Here is a 14275-nt window from a genome sequence, read left to right as displayed (position 1 = left end):
ATGGACCGCGCAGCGCGAGCGAGTTCACCCGAGTGCACGCGCGGGAACGGGGAGCAAACCGTGTGCAACGAAAAACGGCATCGTGGCGAAAGCCGGCGATGCCGTCGAAAGCAGGCGCCGCGGACATTCGAATGCCCAGGCTCCGCGATGTGCAGTAGCGAGTGCTTACTGCCGCTTACTTGCCGCACTTACTGAACTGACTGCCCTTCACTGCTGCTTGCTGTGGCTTGCCGCGCTGTACTCCTCGCCGCGAGCCAGCAGGGAATTCCTGCGCGAATAGCCGAAGTAGACGGTCAGACCGATCGCCAGCCAGACGAGGAAGGCGACCCACGTGATCCATTGCAGGTTGACCATCAGAAACACGCAGGCGGCGACGGCGAGCAGCGGCAGGACCGGCACGCCGGGGCAGCGGAACGAGCGCGGCAGGTGCGGGTGCGTGCGGCGCAAGATGAGCACGGCGATCGAGACCATCGAAAACGCGGCCAGCGTGCCGATGTTGATCAGTTCGGCCAGCACGTTCAGTGGCACGAGCGCGCCGATGAGCCCGAAGAACAGGCCGACGAGCCAGGTCGTCAGGAACGGCGTGGCGAAGCGCGGATGCACGCGCGAGAGGGCTTTCGGCAGCAGGCCGTCGCGCGACATCGCGAAGATGATCCGCGTTTGGCCGTAGCTCATCACGAGAATGACGGTGAGCATGCCGAGCACGGCGCCCAGATCGATGAAGCCGGCCACCCAGTTCTGCCCCGCCACTTGCAGCGCGTACGAGACCGGATGCGAGACACCGGCGAAGCGCGGCGACGGGACGATGCCCGTGACGACGGCGGCCACCGCCACGTAGAGCACGGCGCAGACGGCGAGCGAAGCAATGATGCCGATCGGCAGATCGCGCTTCGGATTTTTGACTTCCTCGGCCGCGGACGACACGGAATCGAAGCCGATGAACGCGAAGAACATGACGGCCGCCGCGCCGAACACGCCGTGCCAGCCGTTCGGCATGAACGGATGCCAGTTCGCCGGCTGCACGTGGAACGCGCCGACCGCGATAACGGCAAGCACGACCGTCACCTTGATCGCGACCATGAGGTTGTTGATCCGCGTCGATTCGCGCACGCCGACGGACAGCAGCGTCGTGATGGCCATCATGACGAGGAACGCGGGCAGGTTGAACAGTGTCGTCGCGCCGGGCACGGCCCCCGGCGCGGCCGACAGCGCCACCGGCAGCTTCAGGCCGAAGCCCGCGATGAGCGATTGCAGATAGCCGGACCAGCCGACCGAGACGGCCGAGGTGGCCAATCCGTACTCGAGCATCAGATCCCAGCCGATGATCCAGGCCACGATTTCGCCGAGCGTGGCGTACGAGTAGGTGTAGATGGAGCCGGCGACGGGAATCGTCGAGGCGAATTCCGCGTACGCGAGACCGGACAGCGCGCAAGCGAACGCGGCGATCAAGAAGGCGACCATCAGCGCGGGGCCGGCTTGGACGGCGCCCGTGCCCGTCAGCACGAAAATGCCGGTGCCGATGATCGCGCCGATACCGAGGAAGGTGAGATCGAGCGCGCCGAGCGCTTTCTTCAGGCTCGAGCGTTCTGCGCCGGCGATCATCTGCTCGACGTCTTTCTTGCGGAAAAGGGACATGGAACGAGGGTCTCTTAATGGTTGCACCGGCGGGTGCAACTCAATACGGAAAAACCCTGGATTCTAGCTCAACCCGTCGGCAAAAATGGGTTGCAACCGAGTAAGTCGGAAAAGTCTTAGCGTGGCCCGAGCGGTTTCAAAGACAACCGGGCGATGCCCGTTTTCAGCCCGTCATCGCCGGGTTGAGGTCGACGAGCCGGTTGCTCATCACGTAGAAGGTCAGCTCGGCGTTGTTGCGCAGCTTCATCTTTTCCAGCAGCCGGGCGCGGTAGACGCTGACCGTCTTGACCGAAAGCGAGAGTGCGTGGGCGATGTCGGTGAGCCGCTTGCCCGAGGCGAGCATGCATAGCGTCTGGTACTCGCGGTCGGAGAGCTTCTCGTGCGGCAGTTGATCGCTGTCGAACGAGACGTAGTCGGCGAGCGCTTCCGCCAGCGCGGGGCTCACGTATTTGCGGCCCGCCGCGACCTGGCGGATCGCGTCGATCATCTGCGACGCCGTCACCGTCTTCGACAGATAGCCGGCCGCGCCGGCCTTGAGCGAGCGCACGGCGTACTGATCCTCCCGGTACATCGAGAACATCATGACGGGCGCGCGCGGGGCGCGGCGCTTCACGCGCTTGAGCACTTCGACGCCGTTCATGTCCGGCAGCGAGATGTCGAGCAAGACGATGTCGAACGGCTCGCCGTCGAGGCTGGCGAGCGCCTGGGCGCCGGTATCGGCTTCGACGACATCCCGCGCGACGCCATGGTTCAGCAATAGCTGGCGAACGCCTTGGCGCACGATGGCGTGGTCGTCGACGAGCAGGATTCTGAGCGTCATTGCCTTACCTCGCGCGCGTGACGCGAGTGGAGGCCGACCGAAGCCCGGCCGTGGCGCCGCGCTCGTGCGCCATCGCGGCCCAGAGGAAGTGCGCGCGCACGGTCGTGCCCGAGCGGCCGGCCGGCGCGGTGGTGTCGGCCGGCCAGGCTCCGTACGGGCCGGAGGCGTCGTCGCGCAGCCGCGAGGCGATGCGCACGGCGCCGCCGAACCCTTCGCAGCGGGCGCGCATGCCGGGCAGACCGAAGCCGCGCGCATTGATCGACTCCGGCGCGCCGGCGTGCCGCGCACGGGGCGGCATACCGCGGCCGTCGTCCTCGATGACGAGCATCAGGCGCTTCGCGTCGGTTTGGATGCGGATGTCGGCGCGGGAGGCGTCGGCATGCTTGGCCACATTGTTCAGCGCTTCCTGGGCCACGCGCATCACGGCGAGCGCCGCTTCGGGCGGCAGCTGTGTGAGGCGCACGTCGGCCGCGCAGACGAAGCTCGTGGCCAGGCCCGTGCGCTCGGAGAACGCACGCGTCCACTCGGCGAGCGCGGAGACGATGCCGCCTTCGACATTGGGCTCATGCAGATCCTGAATCAGGCGGCGTCCCGCTTCGCAAGCCGCCTCGAGCGACTGCTGGGCCAGCGCGAGCGCGGCCGTCGCGGCAGCCGCCACGTCGCCGCCCGCGCTCAGCGCATGCTCGACGTTGGCGAGCGCGAACCGTGTCGCCGTCAACTCGGCGCCGAGGCCGTCATGCAGTTCGCGGGCGACGTGCCGCTTGATTTCCTCGCGTGCTTCGTCCAATTCGGCGGCGTGCTCGCGCAACTGCCGCTCGCCCTTATGCTCCTCCGAGAACCCTGCCGGCGCCGCGGGGGAGCCGGGAAAACGCACGCCGCCGCGGCGGCGCGGGCGGTCGGCAGCGGGAATCGCGCCCGCAACCAGTGGGACGACCGTTGAGAAATCCAAGTTCTCTTGTTGCCGAGCGGAATTAGCCAGACGTTCACTCATCGGGAAGACCACTATCTCGAATTTTTACGTCTCGACGCCGGAAAAGCTGACGCCTCTGCGTAACGCTATTTACATCTGGTAACAACAAGTCCTACAGATCAAATCGTTTCCATTCGACCCTTCTTCGGGGCGGATAATATCTCAAAATTGGCCGAAATGCTGCCATGGCAAGCATTAAAACGCCTTGACAAGCCCTGATTGACAGCTCGAATTTCCTAAGAATGTAGGAAAAATTCCTACGAGGAAAGGGTGGAAGCGCGTCGGTAAATGTAACTTGGAAGTGTACCCGGTAGGTGGCGGATAAAGCAGGTCCGCTGTGGCGATATGCCGCATCGGTGCCGCATCGGTGCCGCATCGGTGCGGCAAAAGTCGGGGCAAAAAAAAACCGAAGCGCGAGGGCTTCGGTTTTTCTCGTTCGATCCGGCCAGGGCTTTAGCCGACGAACGCTTTTTCCACGACGTAGTGGCCCGGCTCGTTGTTGCTGCCTTCCTTGAAGCCGAGCCCGTCGAGCAGCTCACGCGTGTCGCGCAGCATGTGCGGGCTGCCGCAGAGCATGACGCGGTCGTTCTCGAGCGAGAACGGGGGCACGTTCAAGTCTTCGAACAGCTTCTGCGTGTCGATGAGTTCGGTGATCCGGCCGCGATTGTGGAACGTCTCGCGCGTGACGGTCGGATAGTAGACGAGCTTCTCGCGGACGATTTCGCCGATATCCTCGTGAGCCGGCAAGTGCTCGGTGATGTAATCCTTGTAGGCCAGTTCGTCGACGAAGCGGCACGTATGCGTCAGCACGACCTTCTCATAGCGGTCGTAGACGGTCGGATCCTTGATGATCGACATGAACGGCGCGAGGCCCGTGCCCGTCGAAAGCAGCCAGAGCGTCTTGCCCGGCAGGAGGTTGTCGGCCATGAGCGTGCCCGTCGGCTTCTTGCCGATGAGAACTTGGTCGCCGACCTTCAAGTGCTGCAGGCGCGACGTGAGCGGGCCGTCTTGCACCTTGATGCTCAGGAATTCGAGGTTTTCCTCGTAGTTCGCGCTGGCCATGCTGTAGGCGCGGATGAGCGGCTTGCCGTCGACTTCGAGTCCGACCATCGTGAATTGCCCGTTTTCGAAGCGAAACGACGCATCGCGGGTGCAGGTGAAGCTGAACAGGGTGTCGGTCCAGTGATGGACGGAGAGGACGGTTTGCGGGTTCAGATTGCTCATGGCTACTAACTAGAAAGTGCGAAGGGATGGGCACCAAAGCGCTCGGCACACGAACGCTCCGGCCGGCGGGGCTGGGGCGAAGGGCTGTCGCAGGGCAGCATCTCACGACGCTGCAAACCCGCTATTTTAGCGCGCTTGGAACATCACCGCCTTCCGTGGGGTCTTTACGACGCGCATAAGCTGCAATCGAGCTTCGAACGGGCATTGATCTGGGCCGGTGCGGCGGCTTCCGGCGAAGCGCTCGGGACGCCCCCTCGCCGCGTATTTGAAGCGGTGCCGCGCCTGCCGTTCCGCCGCGTTCTACCGTTCGGCGACGAGTTTCGCGCCGAGCCCGACGAGCGCCGCGCCGCAAAACGCGTCGATCGGCCGGCGCAGCTTGCGGTAGCCGCGCTGAGTGCGCTCGGCGGCGAACATGAACGCCATGCTGGTGTACCACCCCGCCGACAGCGAACCGACCGTCGCGAACACGGCGCCGTAGAACCAAAGCGGCGCATGCGCGGGGAACATCGTCGCGAACACGCTCGTCCAGAACGCCAGCGATTTCGGGTTCGTCGCGCAGGTGATGAAGCCCGACCGATAGGCGCGCCGCCAGGCGGCCGCGTCGTGCGCGATCGGCTCTACGGCGGCCGCGGGGGCTTGCGGTGCCGAGTCGCGGCGCGTGCTCGAGCGCAGCAGCTTCAGGCCGAAGTAGACGAGATAGACCGCGCCGGCAATGCGTATGCCCGCGTAGAGCCATTCGAGCTTTTGCAGCACGGCCGCCATGCCGAGCATGGCGAGCGTGACCCAGAGCATCGACGCCGTGCAGACGCCGAGCGCGGAAGCCGCGCCGAGGCTGCGCCTGCCGGCTAGCGAAAGCTGCGTGATCATGAAGAAGTTCGGCCCCGGGCTGGCCGCCGCGATCAGATAGATGACGGCAATTTGAAGAAGAATCGGCAGGTAATGCATCGCGGTGGGTGCTCGGGTTCGAAAGACGAAGACAACGGTGTTTCGGCTGCTATCGGGCTCGGGTTTGTCACCGACGAAGCCGAACGAAAGCAAAAGTCCGTCTAATCTAACCCAACCAGGCCGATCGGTCCCGTTCAGTCTGTCAACTCGAGACGCGCGATGTAAGGAAGGTGGTCGGAGAGCCACGCCGTTTCCTGCGTGGGCTGCACGCAGGCGACCGGCCGCATGCCGCGCACGAACATCTTGTCGAGCGCGAGCGCCGGCGAAAACGCGGGGAACGTGCGCACCGGCTGCCCGAGCAGCGTCGCCACTTCGACGAGCCCATACTCGCCGAAAATCCCGACCGAATCGTTGCGCCAGTCGTTGAAGTCGCCTGCGAGCACGAGCGGGCCCTCCGGCGCCTCGCGGGCAATCCAATGCGCGATCCAATTCATTTGCCGCACGCGGGCCGCGCGCGTGAGCGCGAGATGCGCGCACAGCAGCGTCACGGAGTGCCCCGCGAATGCCGCGCGCGCGACGAGCAGCCCGCGCCGCTCGAACCGGTGCGCCGAAATATCCCAACGCCCGCCGAGATCGAGCGGATGCGGCGAGAGAATCGCGTTGCCGTGGCGCCACGAAGGCTTGAAGACGTTCGGCCCGAGCGCGATGTCGAGATCGAGCGCATGCGCGATCTCGGTGGCCTGGCATTCCCAGACGTCCGCAAGCGGCTCGTGCACGGGCGCGCCGAAGCTCGTGGCCAGCACCGGCCCGGGCATGCGCCGCGCCATCGCCTCCTGCAGAAAGTAGACGTCGGCATGCGTCGATTCGACCCAGCGCTGCATCGCCTTCCACGCGGTGAAGCCGAGCGGCGTGCGGCCCTTGTGCAGGTTCCAGCTGACCGCGACGAATTCCTTTTTCTGCGGGCTGACTGCAGGCGGTTGGGTGAGTTCTTCGGGGTTTCGCATGCCGCGTCGCTTCCGCTTCCGTTTCAGCCGTTAAAGAGTGGATGGGTCGATGGATCGATGGGCCGATGAGTCATTCGGTTTGTCGACGAATCGATCAATGCGCCGTAACGCTTGCGTGCACGCGATAGACGAGCGTCGGATTCTTGTCGATCAGCGTCCAGTCGGCCGCTTCTCCGATGGGCACGAACAGGCCCGGATGGCTCGCATTCAAGCGCCGGGGCTGCGGCGGCAGCGAGCAGCCTTCGGGCGTGGTCGGGGCCGCGTCGTCCTCGATCGTCTCGTCGGCATCGATGGCGAGCGTGACGCCGCCGACATCGGCCGCGACCGGCGAGACCGATACCGTACGCGCAAGATCGATGCCGCCCGCGGGGTTGTCCTTGCAGCCGACGCGGTGGGTGGTCTGGTGATGGTGGGTGGCGCTGAACGCTTGACCGACCATCGTCGTGGCTTCGAACGTGTCGATCGTTTTCCCGTCGCGCACGACGTCGAGCTGCCACGCCACGGCCGTGGGGGCGTCGTCGGGAGGGGAGGCTTGGGGGGCGTTGGGCGCCGGAGCGCTTGCGCTTGCATCGCCTGCGGCGACCGCGTTGTTCGCGGCCAGCGCGCTGGCCAGCGCGAGCACGGCAAAAGCGCCGATCACGCCGGCGACGGCGCCGCCGAATCCGGCGGCGGAGCGGGTAACACGCCTCATCGAACCCTTCTCCTTCACGCAGACGAATACCGCCGCGCGAGACAACAAGCGTCCATCTTACGCCTAACGCCGCGGCCGGCGCAGAAGCGGGGGTGGTGTGTTATTAGCAGCACGCGCGCGGCGCTGCTGGCTTTTCGCATGGAACTTGCTTGATTACACTGAAAACGCAAAGTAGCGAACGATGCGCCGCCCCGTGGCCGGACGCATGGCAAGACCAAGGATGGACGGGGGCGCTCAGCGATGCATGCGCTTGGCAACGGCATGAGAGGTGGAGCGATGACGACAGCCGTGGTGAAACAGGAAATCGCAGTGGCGTCGCTCAGCAAGGTGTACGACCTCGAGCGGGTCGAGACGGCGCTGAACGAACTCGGCGAGGGAGCGAACGAGGCGCTGCGCACGACCTACGAAAAAATGCTGAAGGTCGGCAACCTGCGGTTCTGCGTGAAGCCGAACCGCATGCCGGCGATCGACGCGCTCATCGACGCGCTGCCGAACTTCGCCGATCCGCTCGAAGACGTCCGCCGGCAAGTCGCCCTCTGCGTCGAAACGGAAGACCGGCTCGAGCTGATGCCGATCCTTTTGCTCGGCGATCCGGGCATCGGCAAGACCCACTTTGCCAAAGCGCTCGCGCGCCTGCTCGGCACCACGCATCAATATGTCGCGATGAGTTCGCTGACGGCCGGCTGGATTCTTTCCGGCGCGTCTTCGCAGTGGAAGAACGCTAAGCCCGGCAAGGTTTTCGAGACGCTCGTGAACGGCAGCTATGCGAATCCGGTGATGGTCGTCGACGAAATCGACAAAGCGGGCGGCGATGCGCAATACGATCCGCTCGGCGCGCTCTATGCCCTGCTCGAATATGAGACCGCGCAGACGTTCATCGACGAATTCGCCGAAGTCCCGATCAATGCCGGCCAGGTCATCTGGATCGCGACGGCCAACGACGAACGATCGATTCCCGCGCCGATCCTGAGCCGCATGAGCATTTACGAGATAGCACCGCCCGACCGCGACGGCGCGCGCCGCATCGCGCAGACGATCTACGACGAAGTGCGCACGGCGCACACGTGGGGCCGGCGCTTTCCCGAGCGGCTCGGAGACGATGCGCTGGAAGCGCTTTCGCGGGCCTCTCCGCGCGACATGCGCCGCGCGATCCTGCATGCGTTCGGCGAGGCCCGCATCGACGGCCGCGATGCCGTGCGCGCCGGCGACATTCGCCCCGAACGCGGCGCGCGCCGACGGCCGATCGGCTTTTAACACCCCCTTAACGCCCGTGAAACCCGTTCCTTTCGGCCTTAAGGACGGTGTTTCGCTCGCGCCTCGGGGGGGCCGTGGCGGATCGCGTCGTACAATGGGCTTACGCATCGCCGCCGCCACGCGCCGCGCCGATGCGAAAAAGGACGTAAAGGACGTTCCAGGCGCATGCAGCGCGCTCGCGAAGAGGTCCCACCGAAGTTGCAAGCGGACGGAGAAGCGCGGCCAAGCGGGCCGCGACGACAAAACATGGATGAGATCGAATGTGTGGTGATCGGCGCGGGCGCGGTCGGTCTGGCGATCGCGCGCTCGCTCGCCGAGCGCGGCCGCGAAGTGATCGTGCTCGAGGCAAGCGAGGCGATCGGCACCGGCACGAGTTCGCGTAACAGCGAGGTCATACATGCCGGCTTGTACTATCCGCGCGGCTCGCTGAAGGCGACGCTGTGCGTGCGCGGCCGCGAAATGCTCTATGAATATTGCGCCGCGCGCGGCGTGCCGCATCAGCGTTGCGGCAAGCTGCTCGTCGCGACGGCGCGCAATCAGCTGCCGCAGCTCACCGCCATCGAAGCGCGCGGCAAGGAAAACGGCGTGCTCGACCTGATTCGTCTGTCGGGCGCCGACGCACGCGAACTCGAACCGGCGCTGCATTGTGAGGCGGCGGTGTTCTCGCCGCACACCGGTATCGTCGACAGTCACCAGTTGCTGCTCGCCTTGCAAGGCGATGCCGAGCACGGCGGCGCCGTCTGCGCGTTTCATTCGCCGGTGGAAGGGATCGAGGCAAGAGCCGGACGCTTCATCGTCAAGGTCGGCGGGCAGTCGCCCACCACGCTTTCGGCCGCTTGCGTGGTCAACAGCGCCGGACTGTATGCGAACGCGCTGGCGCGCAAGATTCGCGGCCTCGACGCACGGCACGTCCCGCCGCTTTATCTCGCGCGCGGCAACTACTTCAGCGTGTCGGGCCGCGCGCCGTTTTCGCGGCTCATCTACCCGATGCCGAACGAAGCCGGCCTCGGCGTGCATTTGACGATCGATCTCGGCGGCCAGACGCGCTTCGGTCCCGATGTCGAGTGGGTCGATACGATCAATTACGACGTCGATCCGCGCCGCGCGGATGCGTTCTACTCGGCGATTCGCGAGTATTGGCCCGAGTTGCCCGACGCGGCGCTGCAGCCCGCCTACGCCGGAATCCGGCCGAAGCTGTCGGGCCCCGGCGAGCCGGCGGCCGATTTCGTCATCCAGGGGCCGGCCGCGCATGGCGTGCGCGGGCTCGTCAATTTGTTCGGCATCGAATCGCCGGGCTTGACCGCTTCGCTGGCGATCGCTCAACGCGTTTGCGAGATCACGGGCCGCGCGTGACGGGGCAATGACGACGCAGTGACCGAGCCGTGACGGAGCAACGACGCTTTCGTCGTACCCGTCATACCGATGCGGCGCCGATTCCGTGGGGCGCCTTCATTCAGTGCTACGACTTATCCGCGACATTTGGCCGCGTGGCTGCGCGCGGCCCACTTCGTTGCTATGCTTGCCCACTGCTGCCGTAGAGCAGCGGTAGTAGGACATACAAAGGAGATTCCCCCATGAAATCGTCCCGTCGCACGTTTTTGATCACGAGTATCGGCGCTGTTTCCGCGCTTGCACTGGCTTCGCGCGAAGCGCTGGCCGACGCGCCGAAAGTTACGGAAAGCGATCCGACCGCCGTTGCGCTCGGCTACAAGATGGATGCGACCAAGGTCGACAAGGCCAAGTATCCGAAGTACGCCGCCGGCCAGAAATGCGGTAATTGCCAATTCTTCCAAGGCAAGGCGGCCGACCCGTTCGGCCCATGCCCGATGTTCGGCGGCAAGCAAGTGGCCAATGGCGGCTGGTGCAGCGCCTACTCGAAGAAGGCCTGACCGAAACCCGAGCGGGTCTCGAGATAAGAGAAAAGCGAAAGAATCGGCCCGGCTCGTACCCGCCGGGCCGATTCGTTTTCGCGTTTACAGATTCGACGACAGAAACTCGAGCGTGCGCCCGTGCGCGAGCGCCGAGGCATGCTGATCGTAGGCGGAACGGTCCGAGCAGTTGAAACCGTGCTGGACGCCCGGATAGTCGAAGAACAGCGCATTCGGGTGGGCCGCGAAGCGCTTCTTCACTTCGCTGACGGCCGTCTGCGGAATCGACGAATCGTGCTCCGCGTAATGGAACATGATCGGCGCGCGGATCTTGTCCGCTTCGTCGAGCTTGTTCTGAATTCCGCCGCCATAGTAGGCAACGGCCGCATCGGCGGTGCCGCGCGCCGCCATCAAGTAAGCGAGCTGTCCGCCGAAGCAAAATCCGACCGCCCCGATCTTGCCCGTCGTTTCGGGTTGCGCGCGCAGCGTCTTCGCGGCTGCGCCGAGATCGGCCACCGTCTTCTCGACGTCTAGCCCCTTGAGCAGCGCGAGCGCCTTGTCGCGGTCAGCGCCTTCATAGCCGAGTTCCACGCGCCGCTCGCCGCGCCAGAAGATGTCCGGTGCGAAGGCCACATAGCCTGCCAGCGCATATTGCTCGGCCACCGACCGAATGTGCGCGTTCACGCCGAAGATTTCCTGCACGATGACGACGCCCGGGCCCTTGCCGGCACGCGGCAGGGCCAGGTAGCCGTCGTAGTGCTCGCCGCCGCCGGCGTCGATTTCGATCCATCGAGTCGTCAGGCTCATTTACCACCTCCGATTTCATGAGTCACAGGGGACAAGGGCTGCCAGTTTGGCATCGAATCGTGGCGCGCGCTGGCGGTGCAGCCGCGGTGCGTTTTTCGTCTATCTGGCGGTGCTTGAATGGGCCTAGACCGTTCAGGCCGGTCATTGCGCTCGCTTAGCTCGCTGAGTCTTAGTTCATCAAACGCGAACGAAACGATCTCGATAATTCATTTTTCGCGTTGGTAGCCCCAGCGTAGAGTGAGCCCATCGCCACGCACCCTCGCGCACGCCCGAATCGAGCCAGGAGAATCGAGATGAACACCGGAACCACGCGCCGCTACCCCACCCCGTTCGCCGAACGATTCGATTTGCGTTTGCCGCTCGTGCAGGCGCCGATGCTGGGGGCGACGACGACGGGGCTCGTGATCGCGGCGAGCAACGCCGGTGCGCTCGGCTCCCTCGGGGCGGGCGGGTTGACGCCCGAGAAGCTCACGGAGCAAGTCGCCGAGATTCGGGCGGGGACGTCGCGTGCGTTCGGCGTCAACCTGTTCGTGCAGGACCCCGCCGCGCCCGACGACGCGACGGTGCGCCGCGCGCTCGAGGCGATCGATCCGCTGCGCGCTGAACTCGGCTTGCCGCCGGGGCGCGCGCTCGACCGCTATGCTCCGGCGTTTCACGCGCAGCTCGACCGGATCATCGAACTGAAAGTGCCGGTCGTCAGCTTCACGTTCGGCGTGCTCGGCGCGGCCGACGTCGCCCGGCTCAAGGCGGCGGGCGCGTATGTGATCGGCACGGCCACGCACGTGGCGGAGGGCATCGCCTGGCGCGATGCGGGCGCGGATGCCGTCTGCGCGCAAGGGGCGGAGGCGGGCGGACACCGCGGCACCTTCATCGATGCCGAGAAAAACCCGCTCGTCGGCACGATGGCACTCGTGCCGCAGCTCGTCGACGCACTCGGCATCCCAGTGCTGGCGGCCGGCGGCATCATGGACGGCCGTGGAATCGCGGCGGCCCTCGCACTGGGCGCTCAGGCCGCGCAACTCGGCACGGCATTCCTGCCGTGTATGGAAAGCTCGATCGCGCAGGATTGGCGCAAGCGGCTCGCGGCCAGCAGCGACACGTCGACTTCGGTCACGCGCGCGATCACGGGCCGCTACGCGCGTGGTATCCGCAACACGCTGATGAACCGGCTCGAGGGTGAGCCTGAGCGCATCGCGCCGTATCCCGTGCAAAACGCGCTGACGCAGGAGTTGCGGCAAGCGGCCGCGCGCGCCGATCGCGGCGATTACCTCTCGCTGTGGTCCGGGCAGGGCGCGCCGCTGTTGCGTGGCCGCCGGGCCGGCTGCGGCACGGCCGAGTTGATCGACGCGCTCGACGCCGAATGGCGGGCCGCATCGAAAGCCGTTTCAGGCTTTGTGACAGTCGAATAAACCTTCTACGGAACATCGTATAAGCGGGCCGACTGCCGAGCCATTGAATGGAATTTGTATGTCCGGTTTAGTGTTTTTTTGAATCCGCTCAATGCCTTAGCCTACCGCCTTCGCAATTGAAACCCATCCTGTTGCGCCGCCGCCGCCACCCCCTGCCGCTCGAAAACCCGCATGCATAGTGGGTTTCCGGGCGGTAGTCGCGTTTTCCTCAGGCTATTTTCGCGGCCGGCGCTATTAGTAGTCTTCCCACTTTCTGAAAAAAAACCACAACTTTAATTTGTTGTCCTACACTTGCGCGCAGCACGAAGGCGCGGCCTGTCACGAACTCGCCGGCTCACGTGCACCACCAAGTGCATGACGATGCATCCGACGGTATTGCCCCTTCGACACAGACAAGAGGAAGGCGGGGATTCGGGCGATCACGTCGTTTTTGGGACCGAAACCGGAGACTTACATGAATATCAAGATGCAAAAGCTGTTGCCGATCACCGCGGCTGCAATGTTGTTCGCGACGATGGCAACGGGCGCTGTGGCGGACGAAGTCGTCAAGATTGGTCACGTCGCACCGCTTACGGGGCAAATCGCTCACCTCGGTAAGGACAACGAAAACGGCGCGCGACTTGCCGTCGAGGAAATCAATAAGAAGGGTCTCGTGATCGGTGGCCAAAAGGTCACGCTGCAACTGGATGCGCAAGACGACGCGGCTGACCCGCGTACGGCTACGCAGGTTGCCCAGAAGCTGGTGGACGACAAGGTCGTCGCCGTGGTGGGCCACTTGAACTCCGGTACGACGATCCCGGCATCGAAGATCTACAGCGATGCAGGCATCGTGCAGATCTCGCCGTCGGCCACGAACCCGCAATACACGCTGCAAGGCTTCAAGACGACGTTCCGCGTCGTGGCGACGGACGCGCAGCAAGGCCCGGCTCTCGCAAACTACGCAGCTAAGGAATTGAAGCTGAAGAAGGTCGCGATCGTCGACGACGCCACGGCTTACGGCCAAGGCTTGGCGAACGAATTCGAAAAGACGGCGAAGTCCCTCGGCATGACGGTTCTGTCGCATGACGCGACGAACGACAAGGCTGTCGACTTCCGTGCGATTCTGACGAAGATCAAGGGCGAACACCCTGACGCGATCATGTACGGCGGCATGGACGCCACGGGCGGCCCGTTCGCGAAGCAAGCGAAGCAGCTCGGCATCAGCGCGAAGATCCTCGCGGGTGACGGCGTGTGTACCGACCAGCTCTCGACGCTGGCAGGCGACGCGACGGACAACGTAGTTTGCTCGGAAGCCGGCCGCTCGCTCGAGAAGATGGGTGCGAAGGGTTCGGAGTTCGAAGCCAAGTACCAGAAGCGTTTCGGCGTGCCGATCCAGATCTACGCTCCGTTCACGTATGACGCCGTGTACATCATCGTCGACGCGATGAAGCGCGCGAACTCGACCGATCCGGCGAAGATCCTCGCGGCCATGCCGTCGACGAACTACAACGGCGTGATCGGCAACGTTCAGTTCGACGAGCACGGCGACCTGAAGCACGGCGTGATCTCGCTGTACGACTACAAGGGCGGCAAGAAGACGCTGCTGAGCGAAGTGAACATGTAAAACGGCGCAAGCCGGACCGATCGGAGAGGGGGCCGCCTACTGGGCGGCTGCCGCGAAGAAAGGATTCGAGAGCGCGTACGCTACGGCGTGCGCGCTTTTTTTATG

Annotated in this window: 13 protein-coding genes; 5 read left to right on the top strand and 8 right to left on the bottom strand. The window is 64.8% G+C overall.

The annotated features are described in order from the left end of the window. Positions 1–207: 207 nt before the first annotated feature. From bcaP to DWV00_RS13445, 7 genes are all read right to left on the bottom strand, one after another. On the bottom strand, positions 208–1635 hold the full coding sequence (gene bcaP / locus DWV00_RS13475; RefSeq protein WP_115534081.1) for a branched-chain amino acid transporter BcaP: 1428 nt from the start codon (positions 1633–1635) through the stop codon (positions 208–210). 163 nt (positions 1636–1798) lie between these two features. Continuing rightward, entirely contained in the window at positions 1799–2455 is a 657-nt protein-coding gene (rqpR, locus tag DWV00_RS13470) for a response regulator transcription factor RqpR (RefSeq protein ID WP_115534080.1), read from the bottom strand. Between the two features lie 4 nt (positions 2456–2459). Beyond that, entirely contained in the window at positions 2460–3404 is a 945-nt protein-coding gene (locus DWV00_RS13465; RefSeq protein ID WP_245964868.1) for a sensor histidine kinase, read from the bottom strand. A 474-nt stretch (positions 3405–3878) separates the two neighbouring features. Then, positions 3879–4649, bottom strand: a complete 771-nt coding sequence (locus tag DWV00_RS13460) for a ferredoxin--NADP reductase (protein ID WP_115534078.1) — start codon at positions 4647–4649, stop codon at positions 3879–3881. 300 nt (positions 4650–4949) lie between these two features. Next, positions 4950–5594 (bottom strand): LysE family translocator, encoded by a 645-nt coding sequence (locus tag DWV00_RS13455; RefSeq protein ID WP_115534077.1) that lies wholly within the window; start codon positions 5592–5594, stop codon positions 4950–4952. Between the two features lie 134 nt (positions 5595–5728). Next, positions 5729–6538, bottom strand: a complete 810-nt coding sequence (locus DWV00_RS13450) for an endonuclease/exonuclease/phosphatase family protein (RefSeq protein ID WP_115534076.1) — start codon at positions 6536–6538, stop codon at positions 5729–5731. A 94-nt stretch (positions 6539–6632) separates the two neighbouring features. Next, a complete protein-coding gene (locus tag DWV00_RS13445; RefSeq protein ID WP_342766981.1) occupies positions 6633–7229 on the bottom strand; it encodes a hypothetical protein in 597 nt (198 codons plus the stop codon). Positions 7230–7505: 276 nt separating this feature from the next. Between DWV00_RS13445 and DWV00_RS13440 the strand changes: the two genes are divergently transcribed. The 3 genes from DWV00_RS13440 to DWV00_RS13430 all read left to right on the top strand — a co-directional run bounded on the left by DWV00_RS13440 (position 7506) and on the right by DWV00_RS13430 (position 10372). After that, positions 7506–8483 (top strand): AAA family ATPase, encoded by a 978-nt coding sequence (locus DWV00_RS13440; RefSeq protein ID WP_115534315.1) that lies wholly within the window; start codon positions 7506–7508, stop codon positions 8481–8483. Between the two features lie 246 nt (positions 8484–8729). After that, on the top strand, positions 8730–9836 hold the full coding sequence (locus tag DWV00_RS13435; protein WP_115534075.1) for an NAD(P)/FAD-dependent oxidoreductase: 1107 nt from the start codon (positions 8730–8732) through the stop codon (positions 9834–9836). A 221-nt stretch (positions 9837–10057) separates the two neighbouring features. Beyond that, complete coding sequence (locus DWV00_RS13430; protein ID WP_115534074.1) at positions 10058–10372, top strand: high-potential iron-sulfur protein; 315 nt, start codon at positions 10058–10060, stop codon at positions 10370–10372. Between the two features lie 84 nt (positions 10373–10456). Here DWV00_RS13430 and DWV00_RS13425 read toward each other — a convergent pair whose 3' ends face one another. After that, positions 10457–11152, bottom strand: coding sequence for a dienelactone hydrolase family protein (locus DWV00_RS13425; protein WP_181885457.1), 696 nt, complete (start codon positions 11150–11152; stop codon positions 10457–10459). Between the two features lie 299 nt (positions 11153–11451). Here DWV00_RS13425 and DWV00_RS13420 point away from each other — a divergent pair, with 299 nt between their 5' ends. Both DWV00_RS13420 and DWV00_RS13415 read left to right on the top strand, forming a co-directional pair. After that, positions 11452–12567 (top strand): NAD(P)H-dependent flavin oxidoreductase, encoded by a 1116-nt coding sequence (locus tag DWV00_RS13420; RefSeq protein ID WP_115534072.1) that lies wholly within the window; start codon positions 11452–11454, stop codon positions 12565–12567. 454 nt (positions 12568–13021) lie between these two features. After that, complete coding sequence (locus DWV00_RS13415; protein ID WP_115534071.1) at positions 13022–14170, top strand: branched-chain amino acid ABC transporter substrate-binding protein; 1149 nt, start codon at positions 13022–13024, stop codon at positions 14168–14170. Positions 14171–14275: the final 105 nt, after the last annotated feature.

This window comes from Trinickia dinghuensis (genome assembly GCF_003367175.1).
GTDB lineage: Bacteria > Pseudomonadota > Gammaproteobacteria > Burkholderiales > Burkholderiaceae > Trinickia > Trinickia dinghuensis.
This window is presented reverse-complemented; position numbering and strand designations above follow the sequence as displayed.

Bases quoted from the DNA above. Each gene is read 5' to 3' on its own strand.
- bcaP (WP_115534081.1), bottom strand. From the start codon at position 1,635: ATGTCCCTTTTCCGCAAGAAAGACGTCGAGCAGATGATCGCCGGCGCA.
- rqpR (WP_115534080.1), bottom strand. From the start codon at position 2,455: ATGACGCTCAGAATCCTGCTCGTCGACGACCACGCCATCGTGCGCCAA.
- DWV00_RS13460 (WP_115534078.1), bottom strand. From the start codon at position 4,649: ATGAGCAATCTGAACCCGCAAACCGTCCTCTCCGTCCATCACTGGACC.
- DWV00_RS13455 (WP_115534077.1), bottom strand. From the start codon at position 5,594: ATGCATTACCTGCCGATTCTTCTTCAAATTGCCGTCATCTATCTGATC.
- DWV00_RS13450 (WP_115534076.1), bottom strand. From the start codon at position 6,538: ATGCGAAACCCCGAAGAACTCACCCAACCGCCTGCAGTCAGCCCGCAG.
- DWV00_RS13445 (WP_342766981.1), bottom strand. From the start codon at position 7,229: ATGAGGCGTGTTACCCGCTCCGCCGCCGGATTCGGCGGCGCCGTCGCC.
- DWV00_RS13440 (WP_115534315.1), top strand. From the start codon at position 7,506: ATGACGACAGCCGTGGTGAAACAGGAAATCGCAGTGGCGTCGCTCAGC.
- DWV00_RS13435 (WP_115534075.1), top strand. From the start codon at position 8,730: ATGGATGAGATCGAATGTGTGGTGATCGGCGCGGGCGCGGTCGGTCTG.
- DWV00_RS13430 (WP_115534074.1), top strand. From the start codon at position 10,058: ATGAAATCGTCCCGTCGCACGTTTTTGATCACGAGTATCGGCGCTGTT.
- DWV00_RS13420 (WP_115534072.1), top strand. From the start codon at position 11,452: ATGAACACCGGAACCACGCGCCGCTACCCCACCCCGTTCGCCGAACGA.
- DWV00_RS13415 (WP_115534071.1), top strand. From the start codon at position 13,022: ATGAATATCAAGATGCAAAAGCTGTTGCCGATCACCGCGGCTGCAATG.